At 66.0% G+C, this 17,239-nt stretch carries 14 protein-coding genes; 9 read left to right on the top strand and 5 right to left on the bottom strand.

Annotated features, from left to right (window positions below; genetic code table 11):
- The first annotated feature begins 162 nt into the window (after positions 1-162).
- Positions 163-498, top strand: a complete 336-nt coding sequence (locus AB4Y63_RS15245; RefSeq protein ID WP_441791912.1) for a hypothetical protein — start codon at positions 163-165, stop codon at positions 496-498.
- Between the two features lie 207 nt (positions 499-705).
- On the opposite strand, the gene AB4Y63_RS15240 is transcribed toward AB4Y63_RS15245, so the two are convergent.
- The gene (locus AB4Y63_RS15240; RefSeq protein ID WP_441791911.1) at positions 706-4,686 is read right to left on the bottom strand and encodes an efflux RND transporter permease subunit; all 3,981 of its coding nucleotides are present in this window, start codon (positions 4,684-4,686) and stop codon (positions 706-708) included.
- Between the two features lie 124 nt (positions 4,687-4,810).
- Between AB4Y63_RS15240 and AB4Y63_RS15235 the strand changes: the two genes are divergently transcribed.
- Positions 4,811-5,014 (top strand): dodecin family protein, encoded by a 204-nt coding sequence (locus AB4Y63_RS15235; protein WP_441791910.1) that lies wholly within the window; start codon positions 4,811-4,813, stop codon positions 5,012-5,014.
- A gap of 35 nt (positions 5,015-5,049) precedes the next feature.
- Here the strand turns inward: AB4Y63_RS15235 and AB4Y63_RS15230 are convergent, their stop codons facing one another.
- Positions 5,050-5,613: a helix-turn-helix domain-containing protein gene (locus AB4Y63_RS15230; protein ID WP_441792044.1), complete on the bottom strand. Its 564-nt coding sequence runs from the start codon at positions 5,611-5,613 to the stop codon at positions 5,050-5,052.
- 191 nt (positions 5,614-5,804) lie between these two features.
- On the opposite strand from AB4Y63_RS15230, the gene AB4Y63_RS15225 reads away from it, so the two are divergent.
- Positions 5,805-7,439, top strand: coding sequence for a flavin monoamine oxidase family protein (locus AB4Y63_RS15225; RefSeq protein ID WP_441791909.1), 1,635 nt, complete (start codon positions 5,805-5,807; stop codon positions 7,437-7,439).
- A gap of 142 nt (positions 7,440-7,581) precedes the next feature.
- Here AB4Y63_RS15225 and yczR read toward each other — a convergent pair whose 3' ends face one another.
- Positions 7,582-9,042 carry a MocR-like transcription factor YczR gene (gene yczR / locus AB4Y63_RS15220; RefSeq protein ID WP_441791908.1) on the bottom strand — a complete coding sequence of 487 codons (1,461 nt, stop codon included), beginning with the start codon at positions 9,040-9,042 and terminating at the stop codon, positions 7,582-7,584.
- Positions 9,043-9,105: 63 nt separating this feature from the next.
- Between yczR and yczE the strand changes: the two genes are divergently transcribed.
- From yczE to AB4Y63_RS15205, 3 genes are all read left to right on the top strand, one after another.
- Entirely contained in the window at positions 9,106-9,654 is a 549-nt protein-coding gene (yczE, locus tag AB4Y63_RS15215; protein WP_441792043.1) for a membrane protein YczE, read from the top strand.
- Between the two features lie 88 nt (positions 9,655-9,742).
- The gene (locus AB4Y63_RS15210) at positions 9,743-11,092 is read left to right on the top strand and encodes an MFS transporter (RefSeq protein ID WP_441792042.1); all 1,350 of its coding nucleotides are present in this window, start codon (positions 9,743-9,745) and stop codon (positions 11,090-11,092) included.
- Between the two features lie 52 nt (positions 11,093-11,144).
- Positions 11,145-11,768: a LysE family transporter gene (locus AB4Y63_RS15205; protein ID WP_441791907.1), complete on the top strand. Its 624-nt coding sequence runs from the start codon at positions 11,145-11,147 to the stop codon at positions 11,766-11,768.
- 171 nt (positions 11,769-11,939) lie between these two features.
- Here AB4Y63_RS15205 and AB4Y63_RS15200 read toward each other — a convergent pair whose 3' ends face one another.
- Positions 11,940-12,743, bottom strand: coding sequence for an alpha/beta fold hydrolase (locus tag AB4Y63_RS15200; protein ID WP_441791906.1), 804 nt, complete (start codon positions 12,741-12,743; stop codon positions 11,940-11,942).
- A 202-nt stretch (positions 12,744-12,945) separates the two neighbouring features.
- The gene (locus AB4Y63_RS15195) at positions 12,946-13,704 is read right to left on the bottom strand and encodes a MerR family transcriptional regulator (RefSeq protein WP_441791905.1); all 759 of its coding nucleotides are present in this window, start codon (positions 13,702-13,704) and stop codon (positions 12,946-12,948) included.
- A gap of 267 nt (positions 13,705-13,971) precedes the next feature.
- Between AB4Y63_RS15195 and AB4Y63_RS15190 the strand changes: the two genes are divergently transcribed.
- From AB4Y63_RS15190 to prpB, 3 genes are read left to right on the top strand one after another with little or no spacing between them, the layout of a single operon-like run.
- Positions 13,972-14,772: a GntR family transcriptional regulator gene (locus AB4Y63_RS15190; RefSeq protein ID WP_441791904.1), complete on the top strand. Its 801-nt coding sequence runs from the start codon at positions 13,972-13,974 to the stop codon at positions 14,770-14,772.
- Positions 14,769-16,307, top strand: a complete 1,539-nt coding sequence (locus tag AB4Y63_RS15185) for an MmgE/PrpD family protein (RefSeq protein WP_441791903.1) — start codon at positions 14,769-14,771, stop codon at positions 16,305-16,307. Before AB4Y63_RS15190 ends, AB4Y63_RS15185 begins: the two co-directional genes overlap by 4 nt.
- Positions 16,307-17,218, top strand: coding sequence for a methylisocitrate lyase (gene prpB, locus AB4Y63_RS15180; RefSeq protein WP_441791902.1), 912 nt, complete (start codon positions 16,307-16,309; stop codon positions 17,216-17,218). Before AB4Y63_RS15185 ends, prpB begins: the two co-directional genes overlap by 1 nt.
- Positions 17,219-17,239 lie beyond the last annotated feature (21 nt).

Raw genomic sequence — 17,239 nt, 5'->3', positions numbered from 1 at the left:
GATTTCGACCCTAGCAACCGCGCTTCGGTCGAGACAGGCGGTTGACCGCGCGCGTGTCTTGGATACCGGACGGCTCCACGTGATCTGCGCCCTGCTCAAGTGTGCGGTTGCTTCGTCGTGCTGAGGCGATTCCGAGCCGGTGGATGCGGCTACCATCGCAACATGAGCGCAGAAGCGGTTTTCGACGACTTGATTCTCGAACTCGCACCAGCGGGCGCCGTCGGCGGCAAGATGTTCGGTGCCCGCGCCATCACCCTGCAGAAGAAGGCATTCGCCTGTCTGCAGGGCGATCGAATCGCGCTCAAACTCGGCGACGGAAGTTCCGCACATTCGACGGCGTTGGCGTTGCCCGGCGCTGAGCTGTGGGATCCCTCGGGGCAGCACCGCCCTTTCAAGGACTGGGTCGCCATCCCCTTCGGCGAGAGTGCGCCCACGCCCGACACGACGACCGATCTCGCCACCGCCGCGCTGAGCTTTCTCGCGTCGACGCTCGCCTGAAGAGTCGCGGCCGACCACCTGCGATGCGGCTCCGGGGTACCCTTTTTCGCTAATGAATTTCAGAGTCATATGACCCTGAAATTCATTAGCGAAAATGGCACCTATCCGGCCGACGGTTGAGTTCCGTGAACCCTGGTTGCGTCTGGAGACCGGCCTGCGAGGTGTCGAGACGCTCGCTGGCGCTCGCTCCTCAACCAGCGAGAGGGGTTAGCGCGTGCCCGCCGGAATCGGTGCGGAGCCGACGTCGCCGGGTTCGACGAAGCCATCGTCAGGCTCGTCGAAGGGCTGGTCGTTGAGCTCGTCGACAAGCTGGTCTTCGAGCTGGTCGAGTTCCGCATACGGAGTGTCCATGACAACGGCATCCGCAGGCACGGCGTCCGGCTGGGCAGCTTCCGAAGTCGCTTCGGCAGGCGTGGCCTCGGCGGCTTCCGGCTGAGCGAGGTCGGGCTGTGCGAGGTCAGGCTGAACGAGATCAGGCTGCGCCGATTCGATCTGCACCGCTTCCGACTCCACCGCTTCCGTCGCGAGCTCGGGCGACGCGTCATCCGACATCTCCTCCACTGCTTCGGCGACTACCGGCGCGGGATCCTCCGCAGGTTCGGGATCTACAGCCTCGACTTCGACTACAGCTTCGGGTTCGGCTACCGGTTCGGCATCGGCATCGGCATCGGCTTCGGCGACAGGTACAGCTTCCGCTGCAGGTGCAGCTTCGGCTTCGGCTTCGGCTTCGGCTTCGGCTTCGGCTTCGGCTTCGGCTTCGGCGACAGGTACAGCTTCCGCTGCAGGTGCAGCTTCGGACACCGGCGAGGGTTCGGCGACCGGCGCAACCTCGGCCACAGGCGCAACCTCGGCCACAGGCGCAGCCTCGGCGACTGCCACCGGCGCGGGCTCCACCACCGGTGCAGCTTCCACCACGGGCGCAACGTCCGCAACCTCCGCACCCTCCGTGACAACAACGGCATCCGTTGCTGCAGCCGCGGCAACCGCGAGACGACGTACCGCCCGACGCTCGGCACGTCCTTCGACGAGGTAGTAGAGCACGGGCAGAACAACGAGGGTCAGCACCGTCGACGACACGAGCCCGCCGATGACCACGAGTGCGAGCGGCTGCGAGATGAAGCCGCCGTGCCCGGTGAGTCCGACCGCCATTGGCAGCAGCGCAAAGATCGTCGCCAGGGCGGTCATCAGGATCGGCCGGAGACGGCGAGAAGCACCGTGAATGAGCGCGTCGGGCACACTCATGCCCTTGCGCCGATACTGGTTGACCAAGTCGACGAGCACGATGGCGTTGGTCACGACGATGCCGATCAGCATCAGCACGCCGATCATCGACGCGACACCGAGCGGAACGCCGGTGATGACCTGCAGCGCAATGGCTCCCGTCGCCGCGAACGGCACCGAGACAAGTAGCAACAGCGGCTGCCGGAGCGAACGGAAGGTCGCCACCATCACGATGTAGACGATCAGGATGGCCACGAGCATCGCGATGCCCAACTGGCTGAACGCTTCAGTCTGGTCGGCCGAGACTCCGCCGAGCGTCGCCGTTGCGCCGGCGGGCAGGGTGGTCTCGTCGATCACGGTGGTGATCGCCGCACTGGCCGTGCCGAGATCGTCACCGCTCGGCATGGCCGAAACCGTTGCCGTGCGGATTCCCTTGGCGGTCGTGATGGACGACGGCCCGTCGACCTGGCTGACCGTCGCCAAAGTGTCGAGTGCGACGGGACCGGTGGCCGTGGGGATCTGCAGTGCCGAGAGCTCCGCGGTGGTCGCGGGCGGTGCATCCGACTGCAGATACATCGACAGCGACGTGTCGTTGATCACAATTGAGCCGAGCACGCTCGGCTGCATCGCCTGCGACACGAGGGTGCCGAGGGCGAGTTCGCTGAGCCCGGCCTTCGCCGCGGCATCCGCGTCGACATCAATCGCGAGATACGGGCGCGAAGCAGACAGGTTGCTGGAGCTCTCACTGATCGAATCGAGCTTCGAGACCTGGGCCAGGATGGCGTCGGTCGCGGTCTGCAGGTCAGCGGGGTTCGCCGCCGTCACATCGACGTCGATCGTCGAGGATCCGCCGAAACCGCTCGAGGCACCGATCGAGACCTCGCCGGCGTCCGACAGGTTGTTGAGTTCGGTGCGCGCTTGCTGCTGCACCTCATCGGCGTCGGCCGAGTCGGCGGTCGTGATCGAGTAGGTGACGTCGCTGGACGAGGAGCCGCCCCCGAATGCCGCGGCCATGCTGCTGCCACCGATCGAAACCTGCACGACGTCGACGCCGTCGATGCCGCGGAGCGTCGTTTCGACCTGCTCGGAGGCGGCGTCGAGGGTGGCCAGGCTCGTGCCGACCGGCAGAGTCTGCGTCACACTGAACGTGTTTTGGCCGGTGGACCCGAGGAAGTTGACCTTCATCAGCGGAATCATGGCGACCGTGCCCACGAGCACGAGCGCGGCGAGAAGCATGGTGGCGACCGCGTGCTTGAGCGTCCACCGGATGACCGGCAGATAGCCCTTCTGCAGGCGGCTCGGGTGCTCGAGCTCGTCGGGTTCCGCTGCTGCCTCGGCGCGGCGCGAGCGGCGCGAGCCGGTGGTCGAGCTTGTCGAGACTCCGGTGGTCGAGCTTGTCGAGACCGACCCGGTCGAAACCGAGACCAGCGCCGGGGCATCCGCTTCGCCGGTCGTGGCGGCCAAGATCTCCGCCGGTTTCGCCGTCGGAACCTTCAAGAACCAGTACGCGAGCACGGGCACGATCGTCAGCGAGACGAGCAGCGACGCCGCCAACGCAATGGTGATGGTCAGCGCGAACGGGCGGAACAGTTCACCGGTCGAGCCGCTCACGAATGAGATCGGCAAGAACACGGCCACGGTCGTGATGGTCGACGCCGTGATCGCGCCGGCCACCTCGCGCACGGCGCCGACAATGGTCTCCGCCTTGTCCACACCGGGAACGAGGTGCCGTTTGATGTTTTCAATCACAACGATCGAGTCGTCGACGACCCGGCCGATCGCGATCGTCAGGGCGCCCAGGGTGAGGATGTTCAGCGAGTACCCGACGGTCTGCAATCCGATGAACGTGATCAGCACCGACGTTGGAATGGAGATCGCGGTGACGAGGGTCGCGCGCACCGAGAGCAGGAATACCAAGATCACCAGCACAGCGAAGAACAGGCCGAGCATGCCCTCCTGGGTGAGCGAGTCGATCGACTGCTGGATGAAGGGAGCCTGGTCGAAGACGATGGTGAAGGTCGCGCCCGGAACGGCGGCTTCGAGTTCGGGAAGGATCTCGCGCACCTGCGTCGAGACCTCGACGGTGTTGGCCGCGGGCACCTTGGTGACCGAGATCGTGAGCGCCGGTTCCCCGTTGACGCGCGAGATGCTGGTGGCCGGATTCGCTTCGAGCGCGACCGTTGCCACGTCGCCGATCGTCGTCACAGTGGTTACCGGCTTGCCGGGAACGGCCGAAATCAGGGGCAGGGCGCTGATGTCCTCGACAGAAGTGAGCTTCGAGCCGAGCTGCACCGACAGGGTTTTGTCCCCCTCCGTCAGCGAACCGGCCGGGATGAACGCACCGTTCTGCTGAATTGCGGAACGGATCGACTGCGTGCTGAGCCCGCGTTCGGCGAGCTGCGCGTCATCCGGAGTGATCGTCACCCGCTGACCGACGTCGCCGACGAGGGCGGCATCGCGCACGCCGGAGACGTCGCGGATGTCGCCGAGCACGCTGCGCTTGAGCTCGTCCGAGAGCGTGGCCGGGTCTCCGCCGGAGACGGCGATCGACAGCACCGGGAAGTCGTCGATGCTACCGCTGAGCACCTGCGGGTCGACATTGTCGGGCAGGGTCGACTTGATGCGGTTGATCGCCTGACCGATCTTCGACTCGGCCTTGGCGAGGTCGGTGCCGTAGGTGAATGTCGCGCTCACCATCGAGACGTTGGTGCTGCTCGTCGTCGACGTGGATTCCAGGCCGGGAACGCCCTGAATCGCCGTTTCGATCGGCGTCGAGACGTCGTCGTTGACGACCTCGGGTGACGCGCCGGGGTAGCTCGTCGATACGAGCAGCTGCGGCAGCTGGAGTGACGGGATCAACTCCTGCTTGAGGCTGGTCAGCGCCAGGCTGCCGAAGACGGCCGCGACGATCGTGATGAGCGCGATGAGCGCCCGGTTCTTCATGCTTAAGACAGCGAGAAAATGCACCAGATCAGTATGTCAGCGCGGCGTGGCGCGATCGCGCACCCGGCCGACGCGCCCGATGCGAGGGGTGTCAGGGCTTGGACGCCGAGCGTATGCTCTGGGCGAGTTCGATCAATGAGGAGGAACCATGTCTGTTGCACGTGTCACGACGCTCAGCGTCCGGTCCGAGACATCATTCGAGGATGCCGTCGCGGCCGGGATCGCCCGGGCGAACAAAACCCTGCGCGGTGTTTCAGGAGCGTGGGTGAAGGAACAGAAGGTGGAGGTTTCAGACGGAGCCATCACGGCCTGGGAGGTCGTGATCGAGGTGACGTTCGTACTCGACGAGTAGCCCCACCGGCACCGTTTACAACCGCGCCACAATGCTCACCTCGTCGGCGCGACGGGTGTGGTCACTGGTGCGTGTTCCGGCGTCGGCGGGCTCGTCACCCAGAGCACTTCGGCCTCGGTGTCGCCGCGGTTCACCACGCGGTGCGGCGTGCTGCTGAGGTATTCGATGCTGTCGCCGGGATGAAGGCGCAGCTCCTGGTCATCGAGATGGAGAGTGACCTCGCCACGCAGGACGAGCAGCACCTCCTGCGCCTCTCCATGCGCATATTGTTCGCTTCCCGTCGATCCACCCGGCGCGAACTCAGAGACATAGACCTCGACGTGCCGAAGCGGCGGCTGAGTGATGACGAACTTTCGGGCGCCATCGCTGCTCGGCAGAGTCGGGCGGTCCTCCCTGCGCAAAACCGTGTTCGCGGGCCGGGTCTCACTGTCGACGAGATCGGCCAGTGAAACACCGAGGGAGTCGGCAAGCCGGCGGAGGCTTCCGATGCTCGCGTTCGTCAAGCCGTTCTCGAACTGGCTCACGAAGCTCGGGCTCAACCCGGCCGCCTCGGCCAACGCTCGAAGCGGCATCCTTCTGAGCTTCCGAAAGGACCGCACACGGGCCCCGATGTCGTCGTCGACTATCACTGCTCCTCAGTTCTACGGGCTCACTTCTACGGGCGAATCCAGCTGAACACTTGACAGCCAGTACCAAACGGAAGCTAATTAGCACTGAACATTCTGTTCAGTAGCGAGCTGCTCAATGCAAGTGTACCCATCGTGTTCCGCAACAACTCGAGGAGATCTTCATGCCAGCAAGAAACGGAAATACCCCCCTCACCGGCAGCATTCAACGAATATTCGCCGCCCACCGAGTATCTGAGAACACCGGAATTCCAGTCGACGAAGTACTTGAACGGGAGCCGGAGCGCGGCGAGCTGACCCGGCGCAGTGTGCTGAAGGGAGCGACCATCCTGGGCGCCGCAGGACTCGTCAGCGTCACCGGCGATCGACTTTCGGCCTCCGCGGCAACCACCGCCGGCAGCGGTAACAACGTTCCATCCGTCGTCATCGTCGGAGCCGGTCTCGCGGGAGTTCGCGCCGCACACTGGCTCTATACCGTGAAGGGCGTGCGCTCCACCATTTACGAAGGAAACACCCGGGCGGGTGGACGCTGCTACAGCCTGACCAACTATTTCGACGACGGTGCTGTCGTCGAGCACGGCGGGGCCTTCATCAACACCGATCACAACGCCACCCGCAACCTCGCCAATTCGTTGGGGCTCACCCTGAAAGAGGCGAACGGCGGGAGCTACGGCAGCTTCGGCGACAAGTACTACATCGATGGCGCCAACTACCTCTACTCGACCGCGAAAGACGATTGGGCCTCGGTGTGGCAGACCTTCAAGAGCGCGCTGCAGAGTGCACCGGCCACCCAGACCTTCGACAACCACACGGCGGCGGGCGTCGCAATCGACAATATGACCGTCAACGAATGGATCGCCGGCAACATCCCCGGAGGCTTGTCGAGCAAATTCGGCAAGCTCATGCAGTCCAATGTGATTGCCGAGTACGGACTCGATCCCGATCAGCAGTCGGCGCTCAACCTCATCTACCTGCTCGGCTGGAACACGCAGAGCGCCCTGGAACCGATCAACGGCGCCGACGAGCGCTTCATCGTCGAGGGTGGCAACGATCAGATCGTGGCCGGAATGATCGCCGAGTTGCCCGCTGGGACCATCCAGTACGGCAAGAAACTCGTTGCCGTGAAGACGCTGAGCAACGGATCCGTGACCTGCTCGTTCCAGTCCGGTAACACGATCAGCGATGTGAACGCCGGCAAGGTGATCTTGGCCCTGCCGTTCACGACGCTGCGCGACTGCGACCTGTCGCAGTCCGGTTTCTCAGCGCTCAAGAAGCGCGCCATCTCCGAGATGGACCTCGGGGCCAACGCCAAGCTGCACGTGCAGGTCAGTTCGCGCCCGTGGGTCGCGCAGGGCTATGGCGGCTCGTCGTACACGAATATCTCCGGCTACCAGTGCGGTTGGGACGACACCGCGGCCACCTCGACGACGAAGGGAGTCTTCAACTTCTTCCCCGGTGGGCGGCAGGTCACCAGCGGTTGGACCGGGCAGCCCTTCGGCCCCGGCTCGGCGACGCAGGTGGCCGCGTATCTCGCCCAGGTCGAACCGGTGTTCCCCGGGATGACTGCGGCCTACACCGGTAAGTCTTACCGGGATGTCTGGCATCTGAACCCGTGGTCGAAAGGCTCCTACACCTGCCCGAAGCCCGGGCAGTACACCTCGCTGTTCGGCGTGGCAACCGTGAGGTCGGGCAATGTGCATTTCGCCGGAGAACACACCTCGGTCGACTTTTTCGGCTTCCTGAACGGTGCTGTGGAGTCGGGCGAGCGCGCCGGCCGGGAGGTCGTCGGCATCGCCTAGTCGCGTGGTCGGATGCCGGAGTCTCCGAGATTTTGGGGCCCGGCATCCGCCCGTGTTCTCAGGCTCTACCCGCGAAACTGCCGTTGTCGGAGCCTCAGCGCGCGCCAGGCTCCGACAATTGCAGTCTCGCGGGAGGAACGGGCTAGACGACGTCGGCGAGATAGCCCGTGTCGGGCACCGGATGCTGACCCAGCGCATCCCAGGCCCGGCCCAGCGCGTCGACGGCACGATCGATCTCGTCGGAGCTGTAGCAGAACGGGATACGCATGAACCGTTCGAACGCCCCGTCGATTCCGAACCGGGGACCGGCCGGCACGATCAGCCCGTGGTTGCGGGCCGACAAGGCGAGCTGCGAACTGACCGGGCTCCCGAGGTTCACCCAGGCCGTGATGCCGCCATTGACATGCGGCACCTGCCACTCGGGGAAGCGGTCGGCCAGCCGCGCCTCGAGGTGGTCGCGCGAGGTGCGGAGCACGCCGCGGCGCTGCTCGAGGATGGCCGGCATGTCGGCCAGCAGCCGCGTCACGATGAGCTGCTCGAGAATCGGGGTGCCGAGATCGTTCGCCGAGCGCGACGCGACGAGCTTGCGAATCAACGGTCGCTCGGCCCGGATCCAGCCCACCCGGATGCCGCCCCAGACGCTCTTGCCGACCGACCCGATCGACACCGCGGTGGCGGGCATCGCGCTGTCGGCATACGCCGCGAACGGCAGGTACTCCCCCGGCCGGTCGATGTTGAACTCCGCGATCGTCTCATCGGCGATCAGCACCGTGCCCTGTCGTGCGGCGGCGGCGAGCACCCGCTCACGCTGGTCGACCGGCATGCTCTGCCCGGTCGGGTTGTGAAAATCGGGCATGAGATATCCGAGCACCGGATTGCTGCGCTGCAGGGTCTGGATCAGCGCCGTCTCGTCCCACCCGAGCGTCGATTCGTCGTCGCCGGGCGCACCGGCCGAGACACTGACGGGCACCAACCTGGCCCCCGCCGCACGCAGCGCCTCATAGGCATGCGGGTAGGTCGGGGTCTCGATCAGGGCCCGGTCTCCCCGCCCGATCAGCACCCGGGAGAGCAGCGCGATCGCGTGCTGGGCACCGATTGTCACCATGATCTGGTCGGGCACGGTCGGCAGGCCGCGTGCCGTGTACCGGTCGGCAATCGCCTGGCGCAGTTCGGGAATGCCGATCGGGTCGAAGCCCGAATCACCGAGATGCCGCGGCAGATCGCCGGCCGCGGCGAGCGCCGCATCCGCCAGCGCTGGCAGTGCCGGCATGGTGGCCTTACTGAAATCGAGGATGCCGCCGCCGTCGACCACCGTGAGGGCGGGGGCACTGCCCGGCAGCCGAGCGATGCTGCCCGAACCGCGCACACTGACCAGGAAGCCGCTCTCGCGCAGGCGGCGGTAGGCCGCGGCAATCGTGGTGCGACTCAGGCCGAGCCGTGTGCTCAGGTCCCGCTCGGCCGGCAGCCGGCTGTCGATCGGAATGCGCCCGTCGAGGGTCAGCAAACGGATGCGATCGGCCAATGCCACGTAGGCGCTGGCCCCGCTCTGCCATTCGCCGAGCAGTGACTCGAGGCTGCGGGCACTCATCTGGTTTTCGACCATAAGGCCACTCTAAACAAATTGGCTACTTGATAACAGTGCCAATTTCACATTGGATTGGTGACTATGACCCGCCGCATCCCTCAACTGCTCATTGGCCTCTTTCTGTATGGCATCGGCATTGCCCTGATGGTGCGCGGCGAGATCGGCGTCGCCCCGTGGGACGTGCTCTCTCTCGGTATCGACAAGCACACCCACCTCGGGTTTGGCCTCATCACCGTGCTGCTGAGTGGCGTCGTGCTGCTGCTCTGGATCCCCATTCGCCAGCGGCTCGGGGTGGGCACCGTGCTGAATGCGCTGCTGGTCGGCCCGAGCGCTGCTGTCGGCCTCGCGCTGATCCCCGCGGGCCAAGACCTCTGGCTGCGCATCATCTTCTTCGCGGTTGGCCTGCTCGTGGTCGGCATCGCAACCGGACTCTACATCGGCGCGCATTTCGGCCCCGGCCCGCGCGACGGCCTAATGACCGGACTGCACCGGCGCACCGGCCTGAAGATCTGGATCGTGCGCACCGCCATCGAAGTGACCGTGCTCGGGATCGGTTGGGCGCTCGGCGGCAACGTCGGAATCGGTACGGAAATGGCGCACGCCCCGCGGGATTCCCCACGCCTAGGTTGAACTTCGCACTGGGCTGGTCGCCGAGCCGCGGCAGGACCATGATGGTTGCGTGACGCCCCGCGACCGCCCCGAACCGGCGGCACCGGTGATGAATGCCGATGCCCGCCGCATTCAGCGCGTCTATCTGACGCTGACCCTCGGAAACACGCTCGCGGCATCCTTCATCTGGGGCATCAACACCCTGTTTCTACTCGACGCTGGGTTGAACAACTTGGAGGCGTTCGCCGCCAACGCCTTCTTCACCGCCGGGATGGTGATCTTCGAGGTGCCGACGGGCGTCGTCGCCGATACCTGGGGCCGAAAACTCTCCTACCTGCTCGGCACCGTCACCCTGGCCGCCTCGACCCTGCTCTACTTTCTGATGTGGCAGGTGCACGCGCCGTTCTGGGCCTGGGCCGTCGTCTCGATGCTGCTCGGGCTCGGCTTCACCTTCTTCTCGGGCGCCGTCGACGCCTGGCTCGTCGATGCGTTGCGCTTCGTGGGCTACGCCGGCGGCCTGGAGAAAGTGTTCGGACGCGCTCAAATCGTGGCCGGCATCGCCATCCTCGGCGGTTCGGTGGCCGGCGGTGTGATCGCGCAGGCGACGAATCTCGGCGTTCCGTTTCTCATCAGGGCGGGCGTGCTCATGGCGATGTTCGTCGTCGCCGCGCTGCTGATGAAGGACATCGGGTTCACACCGGATCGCTCGAAGGGGCCGCTCAAAGCCACCCAGGCGGTGCTCTCCGCCTCGATCGAGTTCGGTCTCAAGCGCCGGGCCGTGCGCTACATGATGTTCGCCGCGCCCTTCGCCACCGGCGTGGGGTTCTACGTCTTCTACGCGCTACAGCCGTACCTGCTCGAGCTCTACGGTGACCCGACGGCGTACTCGATCGCCGGGCTGGCCGCGGCCATTCTCGCCGGCGCGCAAATCCTCGGTGGCTGGGCGGCGCCGCGCGTCCGTCGCCTGTTCCGACTCCGCACCACCGTGATCGTCGGCGCGACACTCGGCAGTGTCGTCGTACTCGTCGGGCTCTGGCTCACGCCGTCGTTCTGGGTGGCGATCGTCTTGCTGGTCTTGTGGGGACTTGTCTCGGCGATCGGCCAGCCGATCCAGCAGTCGTATATGAACGACATGATCCCGTCGAAGCAACGTGCGACGGTGTTGTCGTTCGAGTCGTTGATGGGGAGCGTGGGCGGCGTGGTCGTGCAACCGATCCTCGGGCGCTCCGCCGACGTCTCGGGCTACGCCGCATCGCTCGGATTTGCCGCGATCATCGAGTTGCTCGGCGTGCCCTTCATCCTGGCGAGCCGGCGGCAGCGTGAGAAGGCGGATGCGGCGTCGGATAGCGATGCGGTCGAGACGGGGGCGAATGTGGCGGATGCGACGTCGACGGATGCGACGGACGCCTCGACCCGGGAGCCCCCCGGCGATGTCGGAACGCTCCCCCCTGTCGACTGAGCGCGGCGTGACTGTCAAGTCCCCGACCGTGAGGTGCCCGTAGGCTGGGTTGATGCAACTCGCACTCTGGCTCCCCCTCCTCGGCGCCAGCGTGCTGATCAGCTTCACGCCCGGGGCCGGAGCGATCAACACCATGAGCAACTCGCTCAACGTCGGCTTCCGACGTGCCTTCTGGGGCGTGCTCGGGCAGCAGACGGCCCTAGTCATTCAGATTCTGATCGTGGCCCTCGGCGTCGGCGTGCTGGTGTCGAGCTCGCCGATCGCGTTCAACGTGATCCGCTACTCGGGCGCCGCCTATCTCGTCTATCTCGGTGTGCGGCAGTTTCTCGCGAAGCCGAGCGCGAACCCGGATGACGTGGCGGCCATCCGCGACGAGCCCGCGTTCTCGTTGTTCCGGCGCGGACTCTGGGTGAACCTGCTCAACCCGAAGGCGATCGTCTTCTTTCTCGCCTTTCTGCCGCAGTTCGTGCGGCCGGGGGAGGATCTGCTGGCGCAGTACCTGGTGATCGCCGTGACCGTGGTGGTGGTCGACGTGATCGTGATGTGGTTCTTCTTCGCCGCTGCCGCGCGGTCGTTCCAGCGGTTCACGCGGGATGAGCGGGGCCAGCGCGTGCTGAACCGGGTGTTCGGGTCTCTGTTCGTCGCGGTCGGCATCGTGTTGGCGGTCATCCACTAGACGGATGCCGCCGCATCCTTCTCTTTCTTTCCTCGCCGACACATACGTAAAGGAGGAGATTCTGCGACCCGCCGGTCTGGCCCGCCAGGTTTGCGCCGTGTGTTGCAGAATCTCCTCCTTTGCGTCATCGACCGGTTTCGAGAACGCGTCACCGGATCTCGACAGGCTTGATCAGCGAAGCGTCAGGAGGAAGTCGGTCACATCGGCGGCCACCCGGTCCGGCCGCTCCCAGAGCACAAGGTGCCCCGTGTTCTCGTAGACGATCAGCCGTGATGCGGGAATCGCTGCGGCGAGCGCCCGCTCGTCGACCTCGGAGAGCAGCCCGTCGGCTGCCGCCCAGAGAATCAGGGTGGGCGCCGTGATCGTACCGATTTCCGTCGGCGGCTCTGCCGAGTACAGCCCCCGCAGGGCCTCAATCCAGACGCGGGCGGGCATCCGAACACCGTCGACGACCCGGTCGTCGACGAACCACTCGGGCACGTCACCGACGAGCGGGAACCACCCCAGCGTCGCCCTGACCCAGCCCAGATCAATCGGATCGGTGAGCTTCTCCACCTCAGCCGCAAATGCGGGCCGACCCTTCAACGTGCGGGGCGACCCGACCAGGATGAGTCCGGCGACGCGCTCCGGATGATCGATCGCGACCTGTTGGGCGACGTATCCCCCGCTCGACGATCCCAACAGAACAGCACGGGTCAACCCCAGCTCGTCGAGGAACGCCACGACGTCGGCTGTGAACTGAGCCAGCGCATAGCCGGTGGCCGGCTTGTCGGCTTCGCCATGGCCGCGTTGGTCGGGCGCAAACACACGGATGCCCGCGCGAAGCAGTGGGGTGAGGCGATCGAACGAGCCCAGCGATTCACCCCAGGCGTGCAGAAGAACGAGCGGGGTTCCGTTCGCATCGCCCTGCGCGAGGTAGGGAAGCGTCACCCCGGTGGCAAGGCGGACCGACAGGAGATTCCTGTTCTTCTCCACGCTCCGATGCTACGCGCGGAGGGAGTCGGTAGGTCGATCTCGACAGGCTCGATCACCGGAGTCATCGGTGGTTGAGGAGGCCCGCCAGGGCCGTCTCGAAACCTCGCGAGCCGATTCTCGGCGGTGATCACGTTCAGAGATTGGCTCACGGGATCTCGAGACGCGGCCGACTCCGTCGGGCGCTCCTCGATCAACGAAACTGCTACAGGTTGCGCTCCGCGAAGATGGCCAGCGCATCGCGCACGAACTCGGCCCCCGCAGCTCCTCCATAGTTCGCCGCAAAACGCTCGTCGGCGACGTACATCTCGCCGAGCCCCACAAAGTACTCCTTCGTCGGCCCGCCTTCCGCCCGGCGGGGCGTGCCCGGGATGCCGGCCAGCCAGTCGAACTGCCGCTGGGCGAGCGCCTGGGCCTCGTCGCTGTCGGCGGCAATTCCGCCTTCGGCGGCGGCCTGCCAGTCACGAGCGAGTTGCTTCTGACGCTGTTGCCAGGCCGACTTCTCGGCATCCGTCATGCTGCTCCACCAGTCGTTGCTTGACCGATAGGCCTCTGCGCCCCAGCGCTGTTCGACCTCTTCTTTGTACTGGGTGTGGTCGAAACCGTTGAACATGTTCTCAGCCATGAGCTGTCTTCCTCCTTCGAGATCGGTGAGTGTGCGTTCGACCGAGCGAATTTGTGCGTTCAGTCGTTCCTGCTCCTTCTGCAACCAGGCCAGGTGACCGCGGAGCGCGGGTACCGCCGCCGATTCACGGGCCAGCACCTCGCCGATGGCGGGCAATCCAAGCCCCAGGTCACGCAGCAGCAGAATGCGCTGCAGGCGCACGAGGGCTTTCTCGTCGTAGTAGCGGTAGCCGTTGCCGCCGATGCGGCTGGGCGGCAGCAAGCCGAGTTCGCCGTAGTGGCGCAGCGTGCGGCTCGTGGTGCCGGCCAGGCGAGCGATTTCTTGAATCGACCAGTCCATCGGGCCTCCTGACTGTGGGTGAGCGGGTTTCGGCAGCGCTGTCCAGCTGCTGAATTCCACGTTAGATCTTGACGCTACGTCAATGTCAACACCTTCACCCCCTGCGAGACGGATGTTGGCTGCAAGCTCGCCTCGGCGACATTCTGCATACAGAGATCGCGCTTGCAGCCCCGGAACACCGGAAATTAGGCGACTTCCCGCGCGCTCAGGCTGCATGTTTCCTGTTCATGTATACACAAGGCAATCAGTGCTTGTTACGATGAAGCCATGCGCGCCAGTGATATCGCCTACGAACGTCTGCGAGACGACATCATCCATTGGCGCCTCGAGCCCGGCACTCCGTTGGCGGAGATCGAGGTTTCGGCCCGCATCGGCGTCTCGCGCACCCCGGTCAGAGAAGCGCTCTCGCGCCTCATCAACGAGGGCCTCGTCTCGAACGCCTCGGGGCGTACGGCCATCGTCACCCCGGTCTCCCGGGCACAGATCGAACAGCTTTTCGAGTTGCGTGAGGCGCTCGAGACCCAGGCTGCGCGCCTCGCCGCCCGGCGCCGCGACACCGCCGCCTTCGAAGCGTTGAAGGAAGCCTTCTTGAGCGCGTCGCTCGATGACCTCAGCGAACCGCACGGCGTCGTCGAGCCCGGCACCACGGGCAGCCGAAACAGCAGCTCCGACTCGACCTACATCCTGGCTGATCGCCTCGACGCGGCGATCGATTCCGCCATGGACAACAGCTATCTGCGGGGTGCGCTGGGCGACATCCGTGGCCACTTGGCCCGGGCCCGCCGCCACGCGCACGCCAACCCGCGTCGTTTGGAGCAGGCACGCATCGAACACCTTCTGATCATCGATGCGATTCTGCGCCGCGATGAGGTGCTCGCCGCCCAGGCGACCGCCGTGCACCTGCGCAACAGTCTTGACAACATCCTGGCGACGATTCCGCCCCTGCCGACCGGCAACAGCGCGAAAACAAACTCGAACATCAACACCGAAGCGAACCCCCAGACGAACCCCCAGAACCCGGAGACGACCGCCGTGGCGAGCGCCTCCCCACGAAAGGACACCCGATGACCCTGCAGCACCCCGTGCGCGTCTACCGCAGCGACGAGAACCTGGCCCGTGAAGACCAGCTCGCCTGGAAGATCGCCCAGGTCGCCGTCGACCCCGTCGAGGTCTCGGCGGAGGCCACCGATATGGTGATCAACCGTGTGATCGACAACGCGTCGGTCGCCGCCGCATCCCTGACCCGCCGCCCGGTCGTCTCAGCCCGCTCGCAGGCACTCTCGCACCCGCGTTCGACGGGTGGCGACGGCGCCAACGTGTTCGGTGAGGATGCTGCGGTGCGAGTCTCCCCGGAGTGGGCAGCCTGGGCGAACGGCGTCGCCGTGCGGGAGCTCGACTATCACGACACCTTCCTGGCCGCCGAGTACTCCCACCCGGGCGACAACATCCCGCCGATCGTCGCGGTGGCCCAGCATGTCGCCGCCCAGCGCGGATTGACCGGGCGCGACCTCGTGCGCGGCATCGCCACCGGTTACGAGATCCAGGTGGATCTGGTGAAGGGGATCAGCCTGCACAAGCACAAGATCGACCACGTCGCGCACCTCGGCCCGAGCGCCGCCGCCGGCATCGGAACCCTGCTCGGCCTGCCGGCCGAAACCATCTTCCAGGCCGTCGGCCAGGCGCTGCACACCACCACGGCCACCCGGCAGTCGCGGAAGGGTGAAATCTCAAGCTGGAAGGCTCACGCCCCCGCCTTCGCCGGCAAGATGGCCGTCGAGGCCGTCGACCGGGCGATGCGCGGCGAGAGCAGCCCGACCCCGATCTACGAGGGCGAAGACGGCGTGATCGCCTGGCTGCTCGACGGCCCGACCGCCGCCTACACGGTGCCGCTGCCCGCCGCCGGCGAAGCCAAGCGCGCCATCCTTGACACCTATACCAAGGAGCACTCGGCCGAGTACCAGGCGCAGGCCTGGATCGACCTGGCCCGCAAGTTGCACCAGGAGCACCCCGAGGTCACGAACCCCGACAACGTCGCATCCGTCGTCATCCACTCCAGCCACCACACGCACTACGTGATCGGTTCGGGCGCCAACGACCCGCAGAAGTACGACCCGACCGCCTCGCGCGAGACGCTCGACCACTCGATCCCGTACATCTTCACGGTTGCGCTGCAGGACGGCAGCTGGCACCACGTCGATTCCTACGCTCCCGAGCGCGCCGGCCGTCCCGACACCGTCGCCCTCTGGCACAAGACGTCGACAGTCGAGGATGCCGAGTGGACGCGCCGCTACCACTCGCTCGACATCAACGAGAAGGCGTTCGGCGGCCGCGTGGTGATCACGCTGACCGACGGTTCGACGATCGTCGACGAGATCGCGGTCGCGGATGCCCACCCTCTGGGTGCGCGTCCGTTCGGTCGCGAGCAGTACCTGAACAAGTTCCGCACGCTCGCCGCCGACGTACTGGAGGCCGACGAGATCGAGCGCTTCCTCGGCCTGGCCGAGCGTCTGCCCGAGCTGACCGCGGCTGAGATCGGCCAGCTCACCATCGTGGCGAAGCCGGGCCTGCTGCAGGCATCCGCGCTGCCGAAGGGGCTCTTCTAATGCTGTACTCGACCGAAACGCCGGCCGCCAAGCGCGAGGCATTGCGTGCGGGCCTGGCGAGTGGCACGATCCAGCGTTTTCCGGGCGCATTCAACCCGCTCTCGGCCAAGCTGATCGAGGCCAAGGGTTTCGACGGCGTCTACATTTCGGGGGCCGTACTTGCCGCCGACCTCGGCCTGCCCGACATCGGTCTGACCACGCTGACCGAGGTCGCCACCCGCGCCCAGCAGATCGCCCGGATGACCAATCTGCCGGCGATCGTCGACGCCGACACCGGCTTCGGCGAGCCGATGAACGTGGCCCGCACGATCCAGACTCTCGAGGATGCGGGCCTCGCCGGCACGCACATCGAGGATCAGGTGAACCCGAAACGGTGCGGGCACCTCGACGGCAAGCAGGTCGTCGACGAGGACACGGCGCTCAAGCGCATCCGGGCAGCCGTCGACGCCCGGCGCGACCCGAACTTCTTGATCATGGCGCGCACCGACATCCGTGCCACCGTGCCGGGCGACGGCGGCCTGGCCGCGGCGACCGACCGGGCCAAGAAGCTGGTGGATGCCGGCGCCGACGCGATCTTCCCCGAGGCGATGGGCACGCTGGCCGAGTTCGAGGCCGTACGTGCCGCCGTCGACGTGCCGCTGCTGGCCAACATGACCGAATTCGGCAAGAGCGCCCTCTTCACGGTGGACCAGTTGCAGGACATCGGCATCAACATGGTGATCTGGCCGGTTTCATTGCTGCGCTTGGCGATGGGGTCCGCAGTGCGCGGCCTCGACACCCTCAACGAGCACGGCACACTCGAGCCGGTGCTCGGCGAGATGCAGCACCGCGCCGACCTCTACGAGCTGCTCGACTACGAGGCGTACAACCGCTTCGACACCTCCGTGTTCAACTTTCAGGTCTCGCGCTGAGCCTGCCCCACCGATCGGATC

The sequence above is a fragment of the Leifsonia sp. YAF41 genome (genome assembly GCF_052113185.1).
Classification (GTDB): domain Bacteria; phylum Actinomycetota; class Actinomycetes; order Actinomycetales; family Microbacteriaceae; genus Cryobacterium.
Note: the sequence above shows the minus strand (reverse complement) of the source record. Positions and strands in the feature narration are given on the sequence as shown.